Below are 21209 nucleotides of genomic sequence, written 5' to 3' on the forward strand. Positions count from 1 at the left end.
TTTGCATGTTAAAACTTATATTGGTTGGAATTATATTGTTGCTTACTTTGGAAGCAGATAACAAAGAAGCCCTAGAAGCTTTTAAAAAAAGTGATTATGTCAGAGCCTTTGAGTTATATGAAAAGAGTGCAAAAGAGGGTGATACAACGGCACAGAGCGCTCTTAGTTATCTCTACGCAAATGGCTTGGGAGTAGAAAAAAATATTGATAAATCTATATATTGGCTGCAAAAGGCAGCATATGGCAACAATTCTGCAGCTCAATATGATCTGGGTATGATCTATTTGGGAGGTCACAATGTTAAAAAAGATACAAAAAAAGCGTTTGAGTATTTAAGTAAATCATCTGAACAAAACAATTCTAACGCCCAATACAATCTTGCGCTTATGTATTATAACGGTGATGGAGTTGATGCAAATGTAACAAAAAGTGTAGAGTTACTGGAGCGTGCCGCAAGTGCAGGACATCAAAAAGCCGAACAAAATATTGGGCGAATATATATGCAGCTTCTTAAGTTTGAAGAGGCGTCTAAATGGCTTGAAAAAAATGCAAAAAACGGAGATGATAGTGCCTATTATCTTCTTGCAGAACTCTATTGTCAATTAGAAGAGTTTGATAAAGCAAAAAAGTGGGCACAAAAAGCTATTGATATTGGAGATAAAGAGGCAGAAATACTTTATAAAGAGTATAAATTAGAAAAATATTAATAGCAAAGATTTTTTTAAAATCTCTACATAGGAGTTATTTTATACCCAGATCCATATATATTATGAATAGTATTATCTGGAAGTTTTGTACGAATTCTTTTCATAAGTGATGTTATGGCATGCATTGAAAACTCTTTTTTCTCTTTTCCTTCATGAAGAAATTTAAAAATTTCTTCAGCAGAAAAGCAGTGGTTAGGCTCAGAAAAAAGGAGTTTTAAGAGTAAATTTTCCATTTTTCTAAGTTTAATCTCTTTAGAGCCAGTCCAAAGTGTATTTGTGTCATTATCCCAGTAAGTGGTATCATTAATATAAGTTCGATTTGTAGTTTTTCTGATTAATTCTACTGTGTCAAAGAGTACCTGCTTTAATACATCCGTTTTTATTGGTTTGATAAGGTATGTTTCAAGATGAAGTTTTATTGCTTTAAGAAGTTTCTCCTGCTCAGAGTGAGCACTTATTACAATAATTTTGGTCTCTTGATCATCTTTTCTTATTTTGGCAATCATATCAAGCCCGTCAAGATTGGGCATATAGATATCTGTTAAAATAATATTTGGTCTCTTTTGTTTATAAATATCATACGCTTCATTTCCACATGCTGCCGTGTAGACTCTGCTAAAAAATATCTGCAAATATTCAGATAGAGTTTCACGCAATTCTGTTTCATCTTCAGCCAGTAGAATAGATATATCTTTAATTTTATTGATTTTCATTTTTCATCTTTATGGTAAATTTTGCCCCAATTTTTTCATTGTTAATATTATATATGTTTTTTGCACTTAAAGAGCCATTCATATTCTCTTCTATAATCATTTTTGCTATATGCAGACCAAGACCGGTTCCCATTGATTTATGTTTTGTAGTAAAATAGGGATCAAATATTTTATTTAAATTTTTTTCATTAATCCCTCCACAATTATCCTCTATTGTAAGAGTTGTATAGTCAGAATCTATATAAAGTGAGATTTTTACATCTGTATTTTTTAAATTTTTTATTGTTATTAAATCATTTATATTGGATAAAATCGAAACTATTACTTGAATAAACTCATTTATTAGTCCATAAATTTTATATTCATTATTAATGAAAAGATTTAATTTAACGCCTCTCTCATTAGATTTTATATTTACAATGTCAAGCGCTTTTTCTACAGCTTCGCATACGCTAAACCAAGATTTCTCTTTGTTTGGGGTATAGTAAGTCATAAAATCTTCTATCGTTTCAGACATATATATAACGCGTTTTTCCATTTTTTCTAATTTATCAGCTATCTCATCTTCGTTAAGCAATCCTGCTCTGTTTTTTTCTTTTAAGATTGCTAATGAAGTGTTGATAATTGCTAAAGGCTGCCGCCATTGATGTGCTATATTTCCAATCATTTCACCGATTTCTGCTCTTTTTGACTGTTCAAAAAGAAGTAAGTTACGCTCTTTTAAAGCGCGCTCTTTCTTTTGCAGCTCTTTTATAATGTCTATTAATTCTTGATTATACTTCTCTTCTATATATAACCCACAATCAAGATTTTTCATATCCTCAATCAATTTAGGGATATATTTTTTCTCTATCATAGAACCATGTTGAGGTGCTATTAAATTGATATCAAGTTTTTCTATTTTACAAAGAGCATAATTAAAAATATCTTTACTCGGCATATACTCCTTATGAAAAAGTTTTGCTTTTTCAAAATAGGTCTCATCTGCATAAAAATCCCAAGACTCTTCAAGACCTCCAAAAATATCACCTGAAAACAGAACCTTTGAATCTGGTTCGTATGTTACAAATGCACCTGGAGAGTGACAGTAGGGTGTTGTCAAAAAATCTAGTTTTAAACCGTTTGAAGTTAGCAGAGTATAGTTGTTTTTGTCTATATTATAGTAGCTTGATGTTATTAGATAGTGTTTAATTAAAAGAGATATTCTAGAGTGGGTTACTATCTGCAGATCTGCTCTGTTGATAAGCTTTTCAATCTCCGGAACTGCAGCTGCTAAGTCTGGATCTTGATGATGCAGTATAATATATTTGACGGCATTAATATCAATGATGCTTTTTACTTTTCTTATTGTCTCTTCAAACTCAAGCATGGAACCTGGATCAATAAGAATCGATTCGTTTGCATTTTTTATAAGGTAGGGATGGCACTGAAAAGGGTCATCTTTTAAGTGCATACCAACCCAGTAGATATTTGGTGCAATTAGCACTGCTTCTGAAGTATTAAGGTGTTTAGACATTTTCTCCAAACCATTTTAACTGTTCTCTTAATTGTACTACTTTGCCGACAACTATAAGTGCAGGGGTAGGAATATCATTTGTTTTTTCAACTATATTTTCAAGTGTTCCTACAACTACAATTTGCTCTTTTGTTGTTCCTTTTGATATAACAGCACATGGATAATCATTTGGTTTGCCAACCTCTATAAGCTTTTTAGATATTTCCGGAAGGTTGTGCAGACCCATTAAAAAAACAATAGTATCATCAGTTTTGAAATTTTTCCAAGGAATTTGAGACTCTTTTTTATTTGGAGATTCATGTCCTGTTACAACTCGAAAACTAACTGCAACACCCCTATGTGTCACAGGTATTCCGGCATATGCAGGAGCGCTTATGGCAGATGTTATTCCGGGGATTATGTCATATTTAATTCCGCGCTCTTGAAGATAAAGCGCCTCTTCTCCGCCGCGTCCAAATACAAAAGGATCTCCTCCTTTTAAGCGAACTACATTTTCATGTTTTAATGAATTTTGATAAATTATTTCATTAATATCATCTTGAGGAACAATATGTTTGCCATCTTCTTTTCCTACATAAACAAAATGGCAGCCATTTTTTGCCTCTTTTAGGATATCCGGATTGGCCAAGCGGTCATATATTATAACATCAGCCTCTTTTATAACTCTAAATGCTTTTAAGGTTAAAAGTTCTATATCACCCGGACCGGCGCCTGTTAAATAAACTTTGCCCATTATTTTGCCTCTTCGTAAATAAATATACCTGATGGTTTTTTAACATTAAATATTTCGCGGGAAAGATACCAATCTTTTGTATTTATAACCGCTATTTTATTTGTATCGTTTACGGATACATAAAGATTTGGTCTATTGCCCGACCATCTAACATGTAAAACTTTTCCATCAAATTCAAATCTTTTAATAATTTCAAGAGTTTTTGTATCAATAATTTGAATTACAGGAAATTTTTCACCACTAAATGTAACAGCCATATATTTTTTGTCGGGGCTAAGTGCAGTAAAGACCGGAAGACCTTCTGTCTCGATATTTTTTACAAATTTAAAATCAGAAGTGTAAACTAAAACTTTGTTATCTCCAACTGCAGGAATAAAGACATTCTCATCACTTATGCTCCAAAATCCAAAATGAGGAACTTTTAAAACTGGTTTTCTGTCTCCAAGTAAAATTTTGATTTTTGAGTACTTCATAGTATCCAAATCTACAACACCAAAAAAATCACTTTTGAAAAATCCTGTGATAAAGTTGTTGTTTTTTATCATTGCATCAAAAGGCATAACTCCAACATTTTCAAACTCTTTGTATATTTCAAAATGCGGTAGATCTTTGCCCTCATTTTTATCTTTTAGTACAGTAATTTTGTCATTATTCATTTGGGAGAAAACAAGATAATTTTTATATTTTTTTATACCTACATTTTTTGAACCTGTTTCAAAAGACTGAATAGGATTCAAATCTCTATCTAAAATATCAACACTTTTTTTAGCATAGTTTGCAACAGCTATGTAATTTTTCGCTACCGTAAAGCCAATAGCGCTGTCACTTGTTTTGCGCTCTTTGAGTATTTTTTCTGCTTCAGGGTCAAATTTTACTATATACCCGTCGCGTGAAATAACATAGCCGTCTTTGTCATAAAATTTCACAACACCGTGGTTCATATTATGAACTCCAGTTAAATAGCCTTTTGTCATGCCTTGCTCTATTATTGCTAAGGATTCGTCTTCTCTCTCAACGACAAAAAATTTCTCTTGCGTATTTAACATTGCAAGTACAGGATTTACTCCTTTTGCACTTAAAGTAGTGAAAATGGCCGCAATTAATGAGGCTCCCAGTAAAATTTTTTTTGTTCTCATTAATGCTTCCTTCTCTCTTGTTCAGTTAAATAACATGATGGATCTTCACTCCATAAATCACCTGTAATAGCATAAGCTCTCGCTCTTGAGCCGCCGTTACATATATCTATCTGTTGGCAGTTTGAACATATACCGCTGATTTGTGTTCTTGGATGGATGCGCAGTTGGTCTAGAAGTTCACCGCCTTTCCAGATATCACCGAAATTTTGTTCTATTATATTTCCAACGGTTAAGGGAAAGAATGGATCCGGTCTTACATCACCTTCGCTGTTTATATTTAAAAGTTTCCGTCCGGCACTGTTTCCGCCCCAGCTAACCAAACGCTCTCTCATTGTATCTTTTAAGTCAGGATATTCAAGAGCAAATCTATCTAAAAACAGAACTGCATCTTGTTCCATATTTCCGGTTACTATCTCAATGTCTCTGCCTGTTTTATGATATTCAAACGCTTTGTCAAGGATAAACTCTACAGACTTTCTTCTCTGCTCTTTTGAGAGATCCATTTTTAAGTTGTCTAAACCACGACCGGAGTAGACAAGATGAGAAATATAGATTTTTGGAATATTCTCTTGTTCAGCTAAGTTAAAAATATACTCTAAGGAATTTACCGTATCTTTTGTAAGAGTAAAACGGATCCCGATTTTAGCTCCGGTTTCTATAGCAAGACGAACAGCTTTAAGCGTTTGAGTAAATGCACCTTTTAGTCCGCGGAAATAGTCATGAGTAGGTTCATCTCCATCTATGCTTACACCGACATATGTAAATGTGTCCACTATGCGCTGTATATTTCCTGTTGTAAAATAGAGGCCGTTGCTGGAGAGATAGGTGATGATTCCATTCTCTTTGCAAAAATCGGCAATTTCAAAAAGATCTTTTCTTGTAAGAGGCTCGCCGCCAGAGAAGATGATAAATTTTACGCCGTTTTCTTTCATCTCTAGTATTGTTTTTTTAATTTGCTCAGTTGTAAGTGTGTCAACTTCATCCAAGGTTGATTTTGAGTAGCAGTGAAGACATGAGAGGTTGCATCTATTGGTAAAATTCCATATTGCTATTGAGCTCCCAAGAACTCTTTCTGGTTTGTCTTCAACAACTGAAGATATTAAATTGGATAATCTAAACATTATTTGCCTTTATATAAGAGTACATATTTTGCAATAGCCTCTCTCTCTTCGTCGGTTAGTTTAATTTTTGTCATAACTGTTCGTTTGTACCCAAAAGCCTTATACATTGATTCAGGGTCTAAAATATAAGCTTGTATCTCTTCATATGTTCGCTTGGAAGCAATTTCACTAAAAGATGGACCGAAAGCTTCAGCACTCTGGTGATGACAACCCCAGCAATAAGTTTCAAAAACTTTCTTCCCGTCCAACTCATTTGCAGATAAAAATGAAATTAAACTCAATATTACTGCTATAATTTTTTTCATAATTTTTCTTTTGCTTTGATATATTATTTTAACTAAAATAAGCTTGAATTATGGCTTATAAATGTCATAAATTACAAATTTTACATAATGATTTATAGTTATGTATGCATTAATTTTAGTTAAATAATTTAGATTTTGTGATAAAAAAAGACTTTCCCCAGCAAGGGGGAAAGAATAAGTTACACCTTTATTGAAAAGAGAGCAGATGCAACAATTTGGAAATTATGCTCCAGGAATAGTTTGTCTATGCTCGATAGAGTATGTAAAAGTAGGAGTTGTTAAACCATTGATATATTTAACAAATTTACCTGTTTTTGCTTCATAGATACCGATACGACCTGCATTCCACTCAGAAATCATAGTCCAGTGACCGTGATTAGCCGGTTCAGCATGTAAAATTCTTGGAACTATTACTTTACCATTTTCATCTTTAACAATTGGAACTTTCCATTTGTATAAAATTTTGTGAGTTACAGGATCCATAACAGTACCTTCAGTTGTACCAACTGTAAGTATTCTGTCTAATTCAAGAGTTTGTTTGTTGATCAAATGAACTTGATTCCAAACATCATCACCACCTAAAACATTATCTGCCCATAAAAATGGTGTATGCTCTGATGTACCTATAAATAATCCACCGCCGCCAGTTGGAATTTGACGAATTACATCAAAATGATCATCCCAGATAGTTACTTGACCAAGATTCATATTAACAGTTGCACCGAGCTGCTGTCCTAGAGTTTCATTATACCAAGAAGAACCTTGACCTGGGTGTGGCTTAGATGCAGGACCTGTATAGATTTTTGTTACTAATGATTTAGTTTTAAAATCAACTACACCGACAACATCACTTCCTTGAGAAGCGATAAATAAGTAACGACCAATCTCTTTACCTTCATTTAAGAAACCATCATGAAGAATATCACCGATATTTGGAATATCTCCAACGATTGGGAAATCAGGCTTAGAGTAGTCTACGATATAAACATGTCCACCATCTTTAAGTGCAAATGCAAAATAAGGACCGTATGGAGTATCGAAAATACCAGCTACACGAGATGAATCAATATTTCCATTTGGTTGAATAACACTTGAAGTAGGATAAACTTTTAACGGCTCAAGCGTCATAGCATCCATAAGCACAGCACCGCCCGGAGTGTAGTTACCAGCCATTAAGTATTTACCATCCGGAGAAACTGCAAGACCACGAGATTCAGAACCAACCTGACACTCAGCAATTTTTTGTTGGCCCGGAGTGTTAAGGTCGTACATTGTTACTAAACCTGAGCGAGAGATTGAGTAAGCATAACGAGGCTGACGCTTGTTTGTAACTGTTACATGGACAGCAAAACCTGCTGGATGTCTAGATAAAATTTTACCGCTTGTTCCATCAACAAACACTACGCGTTCAGCATCACGCTCTGTTACAAAACAGATATCCGTATTTTTCTTAACATCTACTGCTTTTGGATATTTTTTGAAAAATTCCATTCTGTCATTTAGCGGCTTCCAACCATCTTTTACAGCTTCAAGAGTAAGTTGTTTGATTACTCTGCCTTTAAAGTGTTGTAAATAATCAACCATTTTATCAGCATCAGCCTTGCCAAATTTATCTTTAAACTGAGGCATAGCTGTACCTGCTTTACCATTTAATATAGTTTCTGCAAGTTCATAAGCATTTTTTTTGCCAATCACACTTGGACGAAGGTCTGAACCAACACCGCCTTCGTGATTAGGACCATGACATCCCTGGCACTCTTTTTCAAAAACAGCTTCTACATCCATACTTGATGTATCAGCAACTAATCCTGAGCCAACGATTGCCATTGCAGCAACCGACATAACTAACTTGTTTAATCTCATTTTATTTCTCCTTTTTCAGAATTAGGAGTAGTTTAATCTTTTTTTACCAAATGTTTCTTGATACAAATCAATTTTTTTATTAGATTACAAAATTAAGATTTGTTTTATTATTTATGTAACTAAATGAATCATATAAGCATATTGAAACTTTTGAAAGTATTTTTACATAAAAAATGCCTTATGTATAATTATAGAATATAGCGCACTGATAAAGAAAAAAGAGCAGTAGATAATAGAATTGTAATAATGTTAAAAACAAATTTTTGTTTTATATTGTTTCTATTATAAAGATGATAGACAAGACTTTACTTCTATAATATTTAAGATATAAGATAAGAAAACAGACAATTAGAATAAAAATGCTAAAAAATATTATGTAACTCTTTTTAAATTTTATTTTAAGTTTGGTGTTATATTATTCACTAATTAATTTTTATAAATAAAATTAATTTTTGTGAAATTTACTTAAAAAGCATAAAGGAAAAATATGAATAAAGCTTTATTAATAGTTGTTACATCTGTTGCAACTTTATTATTAACAACTGGTTGCAGTACATCTACAGGAGTTTCGAGTAGTCCTGATTTACAAAGCGGCGATAGAACAATTTGTAAAACAGCAATTCATACACAAGAGCACAGCAGTGACAAAGTTATGCAAATCATAAAATCTGCCGGCGAAAAAGAGGGATGGAGAATGACCCCGTTTAAATCAAATGCTATAATCGCTGAGAAGTTTGTTGATGGAGAGATGATTTCAACAACAATTACATTTGCAAAAGAGCATATATCTTGCACAAAATGCAAAGAGTCTGAAGATGAGTTGAAAATCTTGAGAGCAGCGATAGTTGATGAATTAAAAAAAGAAGATGCTCACCATTGAGTTAATCATTTACTTTCATTCACCTAGATGATTTTAATTATCTAGGGGTATTATAAATATAATAAAAATTTTGTACTAAATCAAACTCTCTTTCATAATTTAATATCTCTTTTATTATTTCATATTAAGCAAATAGTTATATCATACGAAAAAATAAAAAATTTAAAAGTAGAGAAAAATGGATTTTTTTAAGTATATTCATGCAGTAGGAACCGGAGCAAAAGCCAATAGAGATTTAACTTTTGAAGAATCAAAAGATATGATGAGTCAGATTTTAAATCAATCAGTTTATAGTGAGCAGATAGCTGCTTTTTTACTTGGATGGAGACTCAAGCCTGAAACAACACAAGAATTTAGAGGTGTTGTTGAAGCATGTGATATGTTTATTGAAAAAACACCGGTGGCAAATTCTATAGAACTGGGATACCCCTTTGACGGTAAGGTAAATAACCCTTTTATGTTTCCTCTTATTGCAAAAGTTTTAGAAAACTCAGCGTTGAATCTTGTAGTCGTCGGAGATGATTTAGCACCTGCAAAAAAAGGGATTACACTAAAAGAAGTCGCAACAAATATAAAACTGAATAAAAATATATACTATTTTGACAGAGCAGATTTTTTTAAAGAGATGCATAATTTAACAGATCTTCGTATGAGACTCGGCCTTCGCACGGGATTAAACACAATTGAGAAATTGACACATGTGGGAGAGAGCGAGTATGCAATAACGGGAGTATTTCATAAGCCGTTTGTAAAAAAATATGTTGAAATTTTTGCTCATAAATATAAAAGACTTGCCTTAATTCAAGGGAATGAGGGAACTCCTGAACTCTTTAGCAAAGGGCGTTTATGGATTGTAAATGGATCTGATGTTGAAGAGTTTATAGTAGATCCGCAATATTATGGTATAAATTACTCAAAATCTTGGGAAAAAATAACTTTGCAAGAGTCCTTGGAGCAGACAAACAATCCCTCTGATGGTTTATTAAAGCTGGCACGATTAAATGCGGCTGTTTTTCTTTTTGTGGCACAAAAAGCCAGTAGTATAGATGAAGCTTATGAAAAACTAAATGGATAAGTTCTCTAATCATATAAAAAATATTTTACATGGATTTTTTTTGGCAATTGGGACAACGATTGCTGAGCCGTCAACTATTTTACCTCTTATTGTAAATCATTTTGGCGGAAGTTCTATGCTTGTCGGATTTTTTGCATCTTTGCTTCGAGGCGGAGCTGTCGTAGTGCAGCTTTTTGCCGCATTTCATGCACAGAGCTATACCCGTATGCTGCCATATCTGCGTAAAATCTTTTTTATTAGATTTATATCATGGTTTTTTATCGGCGTTGCCATTATTCTTTTTGGTGAAAATTATCCAAATATAACACTGGCTTCTATCGGATTTGGACTTTTTATGTTCTCCTTTAGTGCAGGTTTTGCAGCAATCTATTTTAGAGAGATAATGGCGAAGATTTTTTCTCATAAATTTCGTGGAAAAACTATGGCATATCGTCAGTTTTTCAGCGGAGCAGGAGGACTTTTAAGCGGTGCTTTTGCAGCATGGATACTTGAATCGTTTGATGCACCGCAAAGCTACGGCTATCTTTTTATAATAAGTTCTTTTATTATGGGTTTTGGTTTTTTTGCTTTTTCTTTAGTTGATGAACCGATAAAAAAAGAAGTTTCTAAAAAAGAGAGAACATTTAAAGAGTTTTTACAAAATTCCTATCTGCTTTTAAAAGCGGATAAGAATTTGCAAATACAGGTTGTTACCTTTCTTTTAGCATACGGATATCTTATCGCTTTGCCATTTATCATACTTGATGCCAAGCAAAAGATAGACCTTGGAGGTGTGGCAATTGGTTCTTTGATAACGACACAAATGGTAGGCGCAATGATTAGCAACTTTTTATGGGGTAATCTGAGCGGAAAAGGGCGAAACACATTAACGGCAAAATTTTCAATAATAATGCATGTTTTTGCTGTTATTTTAGCAGTTTATGCAACTTCTTTATATGAGTATATGATTATCTTTTTTTTAATCGGTGCTTCAATTGATGGTAATCGTATAGCATCTAGCAATCTTATATTAAAGATTGCACCTGCTGAAAAAAGACCTGTTTACATTGCTCTTCAGATGAACATCGTCTCTTTGGGTCTATTTTTTTCAATTATCGGCGGGGTAATTTTGCACTATTTGAACTATACAGTGCTTTATGGCAGTTCAATAATGGTGCTTCTTGCAGCATTATATTTGTCTTTTAAATTAAAAGATTAGATGTTGTAGAGATCTTTTTTTAAAATAAGATGATTTTTGGTCTGTTTTTTTTCAGCTTAATCCATAATATCACAGCTTTTCTATAATTTATTTATCACTCCAGCTGTTGATATAATTTTGTGCTTTTTTATCAAGTATTTTCATTCTCTCTTTGCCTTTTGGCAAAGTTTTTCTTAACTCTTTCATCTCTTGCAAAAATTCGCATATATTAGAAGGTATTAGTTTTTGAAGATATCTTTTTAAATGTTTTGCAACCGCCGGTGATGATCCTGATGTAGATATGGCAATAGTTAAATCATCTTTTTTTATATATGAGGGAAAAATAAAATCACAATATTCTGTTGAATCAACAGAGTTGCAAAGGCATTTATACTGTTTTGATTCTTCAAATATTTCAGCCTGTAGCGGGATGTTGTCAATGGCAATAATGACTATATCAAACTCTTTGATATCACCCTTTTGATAACTTCTTTTTTCAAAATGAAGTTTTTTTTCTTTAATTACAGTACTCATTTCATTTGAGAATTCAAGTGCAATAAGCGAAATGTTTGAGGTAAAATCTAAGAGATGTTCTAATTTTTTAAAAGCTATACAACCGCCGCCGATAATAAGAACTTTTTTATTATCAAGTTTTAAAAAAGCTGGAAAGTAATTCATTTTTTTCTTTCTTATATTCTTTTGTGTGACATAATATCATACTTTTAAAAAAAAGTTTTATTGATAAAAATCAATTAGCATTTACTCAAATTAGACTACAATCGATAAAATAAAACAATGAATGGAACAATATATGAAAGATGAAATCTTATCACGAATTCAGAAAAATTTTCCTTTAGTCGCAAGACCGTTTAAAGTAATTGCTGATGAGTTAAACAGTAGTGAAGATGAGGTTATTGCTATTTTACAAGAAGAGAAAAATAACAACATTATTCGACAAACATCGGCGATATTTGATACAAAAAGATTGGGATATGAATCTTCTTTGGTTGCATTTAAAGTTTCTGAAGAGAAGATAAATGATGCGGTGAAAATAATAAACTCTCATCCAGGTATTTCCCACAACTATGAGAGAAATCATGATTTTAATATTTGGTTTACACTTGCAGTAGCTCCAAATTCAAAACTCGGACTTGAAAAAACTGTACAAATTTTAGCAAACGCTGTACAAGCAGATGACTATATCACTCTTCCGACACTAAAACTATTTAAAATCAATGTAAAATTAAATACTACCGGTAAAGATGATAAAAAAGAGAAAGTAAAAAAAGCTAAATACAAAGATATAGAGCTGACTCCGCTTCATCATGAAATAATAAGAAGCACTCAGTATGATATAGAGATAATAAGAGAGCCCTTTAAAAAGATAGTTGAAGCGTTAGAGATAGATTATGATACATTTTTTTCGATTTTAAACGAATTGCAAGAAGCTGGTGTTATGAGAAGATTTGCTTCTATTCTTAACCATAGAAAAGCAGGTTTTAGTGCAAATGCAATGGTTGTATGGGATATAGATGAAGCAAAAGGAGAGGAGATTGGTAAAAAAGCTGCTGAATTTAGCGCAGTTTCACACTGTTATCTTCGTCCAAAGTATCCAAATTGGCCATATAACCTTTTTACTATGGTTCATGGAAAAAGTACGGATGAGACAAATGCGATTATTGCTGAGATGGCAGAAGAGATTGAATCAAAAGAGCATATGCCGCTTTATAGTTCACGAGAATTTAAAAAAGTAAGAGTAGAGTATTTTACCCCAGAATTTGAAGATTGGGAAGAGAAGTATAATAAATAAAAAATTATAAAGAAGTTTTAAAAAAAAATGAAAAAAAGCATAGGAATAATTGGATGCGGATGGCTTGGAAAACCTCTTTTTAAGAGACTCTCAGATGATTTTGATGTAGAGTGTTTTTCAAGAGAAAATACCACGGACACCTCTTCTTTTTGGAAAAGAGACACCATAATAATTGCCATACATACTAAAGATGAGTATCTCAAAACGCTTCAAAAAATAGTTGCATTAACTAAACCTGATTGCAATCTTATTTTAATGAGTTCTACATCGATATACAGAGAGTTTGATTGTGATGTAGATGAGAGTTTTGAGATAACAGAACCATCACTTATAAAAGAGGCTGAAGAGTTGGTATCTAACTCAAAAGAGAATGCTCTTATCTTAAGGCTTGGCGGTTTAATGGGAGATGATAGAGTTGCCGGAAAGTGGAAAAATGCAAATGTATTTAGCGATGGTTTTGTAAACTATATTTATAAAGATGATGTTATTGATATTGTAAAAATGATGATAAAAAAAGATATAACGAAAGGTATTTATAATTTAGTTGCTCCAAAACACCCTCTTCGTTCTGAGATACATAAAAAAAATAGTAAAAATTTTGGATTTGAACTTGGAGTATTTGAAGGTATGACAAAACGCAGGGTTTTGTCTCATAAGCTGATTAAAGATTTAAATTATACTTTTTTATATCCAAATCCGCTTAATTTTTGGGATTAGTTGCTTCTGGCTAAAGCGGCAAAATCAATCTCTTCACTGCTCTTTTTTTCAGCCGCTTTTTTATCTTCTTCAAAACTTCCTGTGCTAAATATATACTCACTGCGTTTTAGGATGCACCCTTTTGTTCCTGGCACACACTCTTTTTGAAGTAATTTACAATATCCTTTGTGATCATGTTGACATGTCCATCCCATACCAAACCTCGTTTTTGATAATTATGCTATAAATTTTTAAATAAATAATAAAAATAAAGAGCTAAAAAAGCTCTTTATTTTACAGAGAGTATATTGATATTAAAGTTTAACTCTTTGCCCGCTAAGGGGTGATTGAAGTCAATAACTACTTCATTGTCTAAAATCTCTTTTACAACAACTTGAATAGGGTTGCCATCTGGTCCTTGACCTTGAAGCTGAAGACCTGCTGATAGTTCTATTCCCTCAAACTGCTCTTTTGGAAGCTTTTGTATTGCTTCTTCGTTATACTCACCATATGCTTCATTTGCTGGAACTACGATAGAAGCTTCTTCACCTTCTCTCATATCTGCTATTCTGGACTCTAATCCAGGGATGATTTGACCCGTACCAAAAGTAAACTCTAACGGCTCTTTATTAACATTGCTATCAACAACATTTCCTTCAACTTTTACTTCATACTCCATAGAAACTACTTGATTGTTACTAATAGCCATGTTTTTTCCTTTTATTTTAGTTAAGCGGCACTATAACAAAATAGGTTTATATGAAAGTTAAAGTTTGATATTAAGGTGATTTTTGATTTAGTTTTATTTGATGATAAACAAGAAAATAAAGAGATATTTAAAAAATTTGTTTATAAAAGTTTATAAAAAAGATTAGGTATGGAAGATCCATACCTAAATGTTATGACAATATCTCTTCGATAGTAATATAATCACCTACTTTGCCGGTCATCTGTTCTACATCAGTGTTTACCGGAAGTGTTTTTTTACCAGGTCTCCATCCCGCCGGACAAACTTCACCTGTAGCAGTTGCATGTTGCCAAGCTCTTACTTGTCTTAGAAACTCGTTTACATTTCTTCCAACAGAGTCAGCCTGTACTTCTTGAGCTACACAAACACCATCTGGATTAAATAAAAATCTTCCTCTTAAAGCAACACCTTCCTCTTCGATAAGCACGCCGAAAGATTCAGCTACAGATTTTGTAGTATCTGCACCTATTGTAAGTTTCAAGTCTTTTAAGATTGGTTCAGTCTCTACAAATCTTTTGTGTGAGAATTTCGTGTCTGTTGATATAGGAAGAATTTCTACTCCTAACTCTTGAAACTCGTCATATTTTGCATTCATAGCAGCTATCTCAGTAGGACAGACAAATGTAAAATCTGCAGGATAGAAACAGACCACCGTCCACTTACCTTTATAATCTTCACTTGATACCGTTGTATAGTGACCTGTTTTTGAATCGTATGCACTCATTTTAAATTCCGGCATTTGTCTTAAAACCATTGTTGAACTCATTTTTTTCTCCTTTTTTGTTTCTATTTGGTTATTTTCTGCTACTTCTTTTTTATCTTCTCTAGCTTTTACGCCTGTATCACAAGCCATATTTTTCTCCTTTTAAAAACTCTTTTATGAATTTTTAATAACATTACTAAATTTTAAAACTTTAATCAATATTAATTTTGATTAACTTTATTATAATATAAAAAAATAAACACTAGACTTAAACTAAAGTGTATATATTAAAATTAACTTTATTTTAAAAAAAGGAGAAAAAATGAGAATAGCTATAGTTGGGCTTGGCGGTGTTGGCGGATATTTGGCAGCATCTTTGGTAAAAACTTCTCATAAAGTGGCTGGATTTGCAAGAGGTGAACATCTTGCAAAGATACAAACTAGCGGACTTAAAATAGTTGAAGATGAAAAAGAGTGGCAGGTAAATCTTTGTGCGAAGAGCCTTCAGGAAGCTGATGGGTATTTTGACATAGTGATTTTTTGTGTCAAAAGCTATGATCTTGAAGAGTCTTGTAAAGCAATTGCATCTCATATTGATTCAAACTCGATTTTGATCAGTTTTTCAAACGGAGTCTCAAATGCCGATCTCTTAAGAGAGCTCTCAGATGCAAAAGTTTTAGAAGGATGCATTTATATACTTTCACATATTCAACAAGCAGGAGTTATATGTAAAAAAGGGGATGTTTTTACAGCTGTTTTTGGAGGAGACAAAGATGCTGTTCAAAAACTCTCATCTGTGTTTGATGAAGCAAATTTAAGATATAAAATTCCATCAGATATTAAAGCGGCAGTATGGAAAAAATATATATTTATTTCGGCTTTTGCAACTTTGACAACTTATTATGATGCGAATATACGAGATGTTTATGAAAATCACTACAATGAAGCAAAAACGCTCTTAAGAGAGATAGCAGAAGTAGCACAAACAAAAGGGGTAGATATTTATGATGAGATAGAAAACTCACTTCAAACTGCAGGTAAAGTTCCGTATGATTCAAGCACATCTATGCACTTGGATTTTAAAAATAGAAAAAGAGATGAACTTGAGACTCTAAGCGGCTATATAGTCAAAGAGGCAAAAAGGAACAATATAGATGTTCCTTTTATGAAGAAGATGTATTTAGAGTTGCAAAAACGACGAATTAGCTAAGCTTGGCAATCTGTTTTATAGCACTTAATTGTTTTTTATCCAGATTTGGATGGATACTTTGAACAAAACCGACTAAAGAGTCATAAGAGTTTAAATCACAATATTTATCAAACAGAGCCTGTTTTGCAAATGTATCAATTACTATATTTTTTGATAATGCAAGATCTGGATGTTTGTAAAGATAAGCCAATTTTAGTGATGTCTCTTCTTTGAAGAGTTTTTTTACTTTTGCCTCGGCAATCTCCTTTTGCAGACCTTTAGAAGTTAAAGCGTTTTGAATATCTAAGTACGAAACCGCTCTCTCTTGATAGCTTTGCGAAGCTGAATCTGGATAAAGAGGCGAAGCCAATAGTGGGTTGATTGTATTTGAAACTAAAACTATTAAAAAAATAGAACGCTTTGTTAAGATGAAAATCTTTACCATTGCCTGTTTCCTTTAATTTATATAACCCATTTGAGTTGAGTATATTGTAAAGAAGATTTGTAAATTTTTGGACAATATTTTGTAGAACTATACTATGTTTAAAATAGTTTGATTAAAGTGTTTCAATATCAACCAGTTCTACGCGGGAACACTCTTTTTTTAAGAGCTTTTTGCTGTTTGCATCATCTTCTGCTAAACTTAAAAGATCTGCAAAGTCATTTTTAGATACTTCGACAGTATGAAGCTGTTTAAGTGTTTCAATGCTGAGCGTTGCCTCTTCTGTTGAATTAAGCGTAATATTGCGATGCCCTTTGGCAAACTCTGATTTTATGGCTTTTGCCACTTTTTCATTGCTAAGCAATTCTTTAAGTGAAATCTTTTGGTTGAGGTCATTATCGCAGAGTACTTTATAAGTAATCATTATCTTTCCATCCATTTTGCTAATTTCCTTTACAAGTTTTAGAAAAAAACATTATAGTTAAATCTACAAAATTAGCAAAATAGTTATGAGATTTTAAAATTAAAGCTTTTACTGTTCTTGAATCGTCCAGATAATTTTTGTTTTATCATATCCCAAAAATGGAAGTTTGGCTAAAATCATATTTGTGGTCTCTTTATCTAGAGTAGGTGTGCGGGAGAGAATCCAAAAATATTCTCTTGAAGGCTCTCCGATTACTGCATAAGTATATTCGTCATCTAGCATCAAAATTTGATAGTCTCCATAAAAAGGGCCAAAAAAACTGACTTTTAGTTTTGCGTTTGTATTGTCTACAGCGTAAGCTTTTCCTACGGCCTTGCTTAGCGTATTGTTTTTAAAACACTGGTTTAAAACCTTTATCTTTGAATCTTCTTTAAAAGTGTATGTTGCATTTACATTGCTGCAACCTTTTTCAAATGAGTGATCATATCTCGCTATCTCATACCATTTTCCAAGATATTTTTGCAGATCTACCGACTCTACGGTAGGAAGAGGTTCATACTGTTTTGTGCAGCCAACAAGTGATAAGAGAAAACTCAATGCCAATACAATACGCTTCATTTAAAATCCTTTTTATTTCCGTTGTTAAAGTTTATGGAGGATATCATAAAAAAGAGCTTATAAGGTTTTATTTTTATGCCAATTTTAACAATTTTTTTGACATCAAAAAGGAGCTGATAAATTTATTATCGGCCTTTTATGGATTCATTTGGAGGATTTTCGTAATATTGATATAATGTTTCAAACCCACAATAAGGAAATACATAATATAAGGAAAGACATAAAATATGGAAACACCGGTAATTATTTCATTTATAGCTTATATGCTAATAATGGTAGGGATAGGATTTTATTTTTATTTTAAAACAGATGATTTGAGTGACTTTGTTTTAGGAGGACGAAATTTAGGTCCAGGAGTTACAGCGCTGAGTGCTGGAGCATCGGACATGAGCGGATGGCTGCTTTTAGGGCTTCCTGGTATGATGTACTCTCAGGGTCTTGTCGGAAGTTGGATAGCTGTGGGTCTTATAGTCGGGGCATATCTTAACTGGCATTATGTGGCAAAACCGCTTCGTGTTTACACCCATTATCTTCAAGATGCGATTACTATTCCTGACTATTTCTCAAACCGCTTTAATGAAAAAGGTGATTCTCTTCGGGTTGTAACGGCTGTAGTTATTCTTATCTTTTACACTCTTTATACCTCTTCAGGACTTGTCGGTGGTGCAAAACTCTTTGAGGCAACTTTTCATCTTGACTATGATACAGCACTTATTGTTGGAAGTTTTATTATAGTCTCTTACACTTTTTTAGGCGGCTACAATGCAGTAAGTTGGACAGATTTTATTCAGGGCATACTTATGATGCTTGCATTAGTCGTTGTGCCTTTTGTTGTTCTTTCAGATATTGGCGGCTTAAGTGAGGGACTCAAAATTATAGAATCTATTGATCCCTCAAATCTGGATATTTTTAGCGGAGCATCTATAATTGGGGTTATCTCTTTAATGGCCTGGGGTCTGGGTTACTTTGGTCAGCCGCACATTTTGGTTCGTTTTATGTCTATTCGCCATGAAGATGAGATGGAGCGTGCAAAAACCATAGGCATGACATGGATGGTTGTCTCGGTTATCGGTTCATTGGCAGTAGGATTTTTTGGACTAGCATATGTAGTATCACACGGAGTGGGGCTTCAAGACAGCGAAAAAATTTTTATAACACTCTCTCAACTTCTTTTTAACCCATGGATAGCAGGCTTTTTACTCGCAGCAATCTTAGCGGCAATTATGAGCACTGTTGACTCTCAATTGCTCGTCTCCTCTTCTGTTCTTACAAGAGATCTTTACCATGCCATATTTAGAAAAGATGCAAGTGATAAAGAACTTGTGTGGGTGGGAAGAGTTACAGTAATAGCTATTGCTCTCATTGCCTGGTACATCTCCACAGATGAGAACTCCAGTGTATTAAAACTTGTGTCCTATGCATGGGCAGGATTTGGTGCTGCATTTGGTCCGCTTATTATTCTCTCTCTTTACAATAAGTCCATAACTAAAAATGGAGCTATCGCGGGAATGATAGTTGGTTCTCTAACAGTTATAATATACAAACAACTAGTTGGAGGTATTTTTGATTTGTATGAACTCCTTCCAGGCTTTATAGCTGCTTGGATTGCTATATTAGTGTTTAGTAAAATAGGTTCTAAAAATTCTGAAAATGTTGAAGAGGTATTTAATGAAGTTCAAGAGAAATTGAAAGAGTCTAAAAGCTAATTAAGTGTGTTTTTTGAAGTAATAGGTGGTGGACCCTCAGAGATTCGAACTCTATTTAAAAGAATTCCTTAAGTTTCTTAAAGTTGTCTATTGTCTCTTAAAGTCCCATATTTTAGGGATTTAAACCTTGTTTTTATTATATCAAGTTTGCTATACTTTTATATAGATTTTTAAATTTTGGGTAGCAATAGGGTAACAATTTGGCAAGAGTAAGAAGTAAAAAATATTCAGGCGTCTATCTTAATAAATTAACAGATGGAGATATAACATACTCCATCAATTACAAAGACGCAGAAAATAAAAAAACTTGGTTCACGGTAGGTAAAAAATCAAACGGTATTACCGAGACATATGCTTACAACAAAAGAAATGAGTTTATAAATAAAATAAAACTCGGAGAAGAACCGCCAGCTGTTCTTAAGAGAAAGAAAAAAGATATAGTTTCGCTTGATAGCATTGCATTAGAGCATTATAAATCAAAAGAGAACCATAACCGTAACAATAAACTATCTAAAAGAAAGTATGAAATGCATATATCCCCATTATTGGGTAAAAAAGATATAAAAAGCATTACATCAGAAGAGATACAAAAATTACAGACTCTTAAATTAAAAGAGTTTGCTCTAAAAACTGTCAACACTATTTTGGGAGAAATGAGTGCCATTTTTAACTATGCTATCGAAAAAAATATCGCTACTCAGAATCCATTGAAAAAAATCAAATCATTAAAAGTTGATAATATAAGAGAAAGATATCTAAGTAAAGAAGAGATTTTTACTTTGCTAGATCATACTAAGCTAGATGAGCAGCTACACATATTTACACTGCTTGCTTTGACTACAGGAGCTAGAGTTGGAGCTATTTGCAAGATTACACCAAGAGATATAAATTTTGTAACAAAGACCATAAGTGTGTTGGATGAGAAAAACAATGAAAAATATATAGCATTTTTAGGTAGCCAAGAGCTTGAAGAACTTTTAAAAATAAGAGTGAAAAATATAAAACTTGATACTCCTGTTTTAAAAGAAAATGAAGCAAACCTGTATGATCAAATAAAATTAAAAGCTAGAACTATTCTTGATAGGCTTTTTAATGATGATGATATTGATGCAAAGCACAAAGTTGTTATACATACTTTGCGACATACATTTGCTTCACATTTAGCAATTAACGGTACACCGATATTTACAATTCAAAAGCTGCTTAACCATAAAGATATAAGGATGACTTTGAGGTATGCAAAACTAAATACCGATACAGGAAGAGATAGTATTTTAAAACTAGGATTTTAATAATAGAAGAGAGTAAGGCTAAAAACCTGTACTATTTTTGTGTTTTTTGTTGGTGTATTTTACCTCTGCACTTGACAATAAGAGACCGTTCAGAATTTTGTGTCAGTAACCGATAGTCATTAAAATTATATTATAACTCAACAACTTAGTTTGAAACTTGGGGTAAATTCCAAAACTTACAGGTCATGGAAAATACTATTGTTGCATTTTTTTGATAATGTATTGTCTCGAATACTAAATATTATAAAGCAACATAACAAAATTACAAAAGATCAAAACAAGGGCTTTATTTCTTTACCAAAATCTTGTAACTTCATTTTAAATAGTTATTTCTGGATGTAGGTATGGTATAAAA

Annotated in this window: 23 protein-coding genes; 9 read left to right on the top strand and 14 right to left on the bottom strand. The window is 32.8% G+C overall.

The window, feature by feature from the left end:
- The first annotated feature begins 5 nt into the window (after positions 1-5).
- Positions 6-707, top strand: a complete 702-nt coding sequence (locus tag CVO_RS00275) for a tetratricopeptide repeat protein (protein WP_159569327.1) — start codon at positions 6-8, stop codon at positions 705-707.
- Between the two features lie 23 nt (positions 708-730).
- Here the strand turns inward: CVO_RS00275 and CVO_RS00280 are convergent, their stop codons facing one another.
- The 7 genes from CVO_RS00280 to CVO_RS00310 all read right to left on the bottom strand — a co-directional run bounded on the left by CVO_RS00280 (position 731) and on the right by CVO_RS00310 (position 8094).
- Complete coding sequence (locus tag CVO_RS00280; RefSeq protein WP_159569329.1) at positions 731-1420, bottom strand: response regulator transcription factor; 690 nt, start codon at positions 1418-1420, stop codon at positions 731-733.
- Positions 1407-2936: an oxygen-binding di-iron domain-containing protein gene (locus CVO_RS00285; protein WP_159569331.1), complete on the bottom strand. Its 1530-nt coding sequence runs from the start codon at positions 2934-2936 to the stop codon at positions 1407-1409. The genes CVO_RS00280 and CVO_RS00285 overlap by 14 nt, the downstream gene beginning before the upstream one ends.
- The gene (gene cobA, locus CVO_RS00290) at positions 2929-3669 is read right to left on the bottom strand and encodes a uroporphyrinogen-III C-methyltransferase (protein ID WP_152300138.1); all 741 of its coding nucleotides are present in this window, start codon (positions 3667-3669) and stop codon (positions 2929-2931) included. Before cobA ends, CVO_RS00285 begins: the two co-directional genes overlap by 8 nt.
- Positions 3669-4805 (bottom strand): cytochrome D1 domain-containing protein, encoded by a 1137-nt coding sequence (locus CVO_RS00295; protein ID WP_159569333.1) that lies wholly within the window; start codon positions 4803-4805, stop codon positions 3669-3671. The genes cobA and CVO_RS00295 overlap by 1 nt, the downstream gene beginning before the upstream one ends.
- Complete coding sequence (locus CVO_RS00300; protein WP_159569335.1) at positions 4805-5926, bottom strand: radical SAM/SPASM domain-containing protein; 1122 nt, start codon at positions 5924-5926, stop codon at positions 4805-4807. The genes CVO_RS00295 and CVO_RS00300 overlap by 1 nt, the downstream gene beginning before the upstream one ends.
- Positions 5926-6231: a c-type cytochrome gene (locus tag CVO_RS00305; RefSeq protein WP_159569337.1), complete on the bottom strand. Its 306-nt coding sequence runs from the start codon at positions 6229-6231 to the stop codon at positions 5926-5928. Before CVO_RS00305 ends, CVO_RS00300 begins: the two co-directional genes overlap by 1 nt.
- Positions 6232-6453: 222 nt before the next feature.
- The gene (locus CVO_RS00310; RefSeq protein WP_159569339.1) at positions 6454-8094 is read right to left on the bottom strand and encodes a nitrite reductase; all 1641 of its coding nucleotides are present in this window, start codon (positions 8092-8094) and stop codon (positions 6454-6456) included.
- A 487-nt stretch (positions 8095-8581) separates the two neighbouring features.
- Here CVO_RS00310 and CVO_RS00315 point away from each other — a divergent pair, with 487 nt between their 5' ends.
- The 3 genes from CVO_RS00315 to CVO_RS00325 all read left to right on the top strand — a co-directional run bounded on the left by CVO_RS00315 (position 8582) and on the right by CVO_RS00325 (position 11247).
- Complete coding sequence (locus CVO_RS00315; RefSeq protein WP_152300133.1) at positions 8582-8974, top strand: hypothetical protein; 393 nt, start codon at positions 8582-8584, stop codon at positions 8972-8974.
- Positions 8975-9152: 178 nt separating this feature from the next.
- A complete protein-coding gene (locus CVO_RS00320; RefSeq protein WP_152300132.1) occupies positions 9153-10049 on the top strand; it encodes a glycosyl transferase in 897 nt (298 codons plus the stop codon).
- Positions 10042-11247: an MFS transporter gene (locus tag CVO_RS00325; RefSeq protein ID WP_159569341.1), complete on the top strand. Its 1206-nt coding sequence runs from the start codon at positions 10042-10044 to the stop codon at positions 11245-11247. Before CVO_RS00320 ends, CVO_RS00325 begins: the two co-directional genes overlap by 8 nt.
- An 87-nt stretch (positions 11248-11334) precedes the next feature.
- On the opposite strand, the gene CVO_RS00330 is transcribed toward CVO_RS00325, so the two are convergent.
- Positions 11335-11904 carry a precorrin-2 dehydrogenase/sirohydrochlorin ferrochelatase family protein gene (locus CVO_RS00330; RefSeq protein ID WP_152300130.1) on the bottom strand — a complete coding sequence of 190 codons (570 nt, stop codon included), beginning with the start codon at positions 11902-11904 and terminating at the stop codon, positions 11335-11337.
- 133 nt (positions 11905-12037) lie between these two features.
- On the opposite strand from CVO_RS00330, the gene ahbA reads away from it, so the two are divergent.
- Together ahbA and CVO_RS00340 are read left to right on the top strand one after the other, a co-directional pair.
- Positions 12038-13036 carry a siroheme decarboxylase subunit alpha gene (ahbA, locus tag CVO_RS00335; RefSeq protein WP_159569343.1) on the top strand — a complete coding sequence of 333 codons (999 nt, stop codon included), beginning with the start codon at positions 12038-12040 and terminating at the stop codon, positions 13034-13036.
- A gap of 27 nt (positions 13037-13063) precedes the next feature.
- The gene (locus CVO_RS00340) at positions 13064-13753 is read left to right on the top strand and encodes a Rossmann-fold NAD(P)-binding domain-containing protein (RefSeq protein WP_159569345.1); all 690 of its coding nucleotides are present in this window, start codon (positions 13064-13066) and stop codon (positions 13751-13753) included.
- On the opposite strand, the gene CVO_RS00345 is transcribed toward CVO_RS00340, so the two are convergent.
- The 3 genes from CVO_RS00345 to CVO_RS00355 form a co-directional block, all read right to left on the bottom strand.
- Entirely contained in the window at positions 13750-13947 is a 198-nt protein-coding gene (locus CVO_RS00345) for a hypothetical protein (RefSeq protein WP_152300127.1), read from the bottom strand. The two genes, CVO_RS00340 and CVO_RS00345, sit on opposite strands and share 4 nt — an antisense overlap.
- 74 nt (positions 13948-14021) lie before the next feature.
- The gene (locus CVO_RS00350) at positions 14022-14441 is read right to left on the bottom strand and encodes an FKBP-type peptidyl-prolyl cis-trans isomerase (protein WP_159569347.1); all 420 of its coding nucleotides are present in this window, start codon (positions 14439-14441) and stop codon (positions 14022-14024) included.
- A 190-nt stretch (positions 14442-14631) separates the two neighbouring features.
- Entirely contained in the window at positions 14632-15333 is a 702-nt protein-coding gene (locus CVO_RS00355; RefSeq protein WP_152300125.1) for a peroxiredoxin, read from the bottom strand.
- A 172-nt stretch (positions 15334-15505) separates the two neighbouring features.
- On the opposite strand from CVO_RS00355, the gene CVO_RS00360 reads away from it, so the two are divergent.
- Positions 15506-16393, top strand: coding sequence for a ketopantoate reductase family protein (locus CVO_RS00360; protein WP_159569349.1), 888 nt, complete (start codon positions 15506-15508; stop codon positions 16391-16393).
- Here CVO_RS00360 and CVO_RS00365 read toward each other — a convergent pair.
- The 3 genes from CVO_RS00365 to CVO_RS00375 all read right to left on the bottom strand — a co-directional run bounded on the left by CVO_RS00365 (position 16386) and on the right by CVO_RS00375 (position 17856).
- Positions 16386-16817, bottom strand: a complete 432-nt coding sequence (locus CVO_RS00365) for a hypothetical protein (RefSeq protein WP_159569351.1) — start codon at positions 16815-16817, stop codon at positions 16386-16388. The two genes, CVO_RS00360 and CVO_RS00365, sit on opposite strands and share 8 nt — an antisense overlap.
- 112 nt (positions 16818-16929) lie before the next feature.
- On the bottom strand, positions 16930-17253 hold the full coding sequence (locus tag CVO_RS00370) for a hypothetical protein (protein WP_152300122.1): 324 nt from the start codon (positions 17251-17253) through the stop codon (positions 16930-16932).
- 93 nt (positions 17254-17346) lie between these two features.
- Positions 17347-17856 carry a lipocalin family protein gene (locus CVO_RS00375; protein ID WP_159569353.1) on the bottom strand — a complete coding sequence of 170 codons (510 nt, stop codon included), beginning with the start codon at positions 17854-17856 and terminating at the stop codon, positions 17347-17349.
- A gap of 227 nt (positions 17857-18083) precedes the next feature.
- Between CVO_RS00375 and putP the strand changes: the two genes are divergently transcribed.
- Complete coding sequence (gene putP, locus CVO_RS00380; RefSeq protein WP_159569355.1) at positions 18084-19562, top strand: sodium/proline symporter PutP; 1479 nt, start codon at positions 18084-18086, stop codon at positions 19560-19562.
- Between the two features lie 200 nt (positions 19563-19762).
- Positions 19763-20854 carry a tyrosine-type recombinase/integrase gene (locus CVO_RS00385; RefSeq protein WP_159569357.1) on the top strand — a complete coding sequence of 364 codons (1092 nt, stop codon included), beginning with the start codon at positions 19763-19765 and terminating at the stop codon, positions 20852-20854.
- Positions 20855-21209: the final 355 nt, after the last annotated feature.

This window comes from Sulfurimonas sp. CVO (assembly GCF_009883775.1).
Taxonomy (GTDB): domain Bacteria; phylum Campylobacterota; class Campylobacteria; order Campylobacterales; family Sulfurimonadaceae; genus Sulfurimonas; species Sulfurimonas xiamenensis.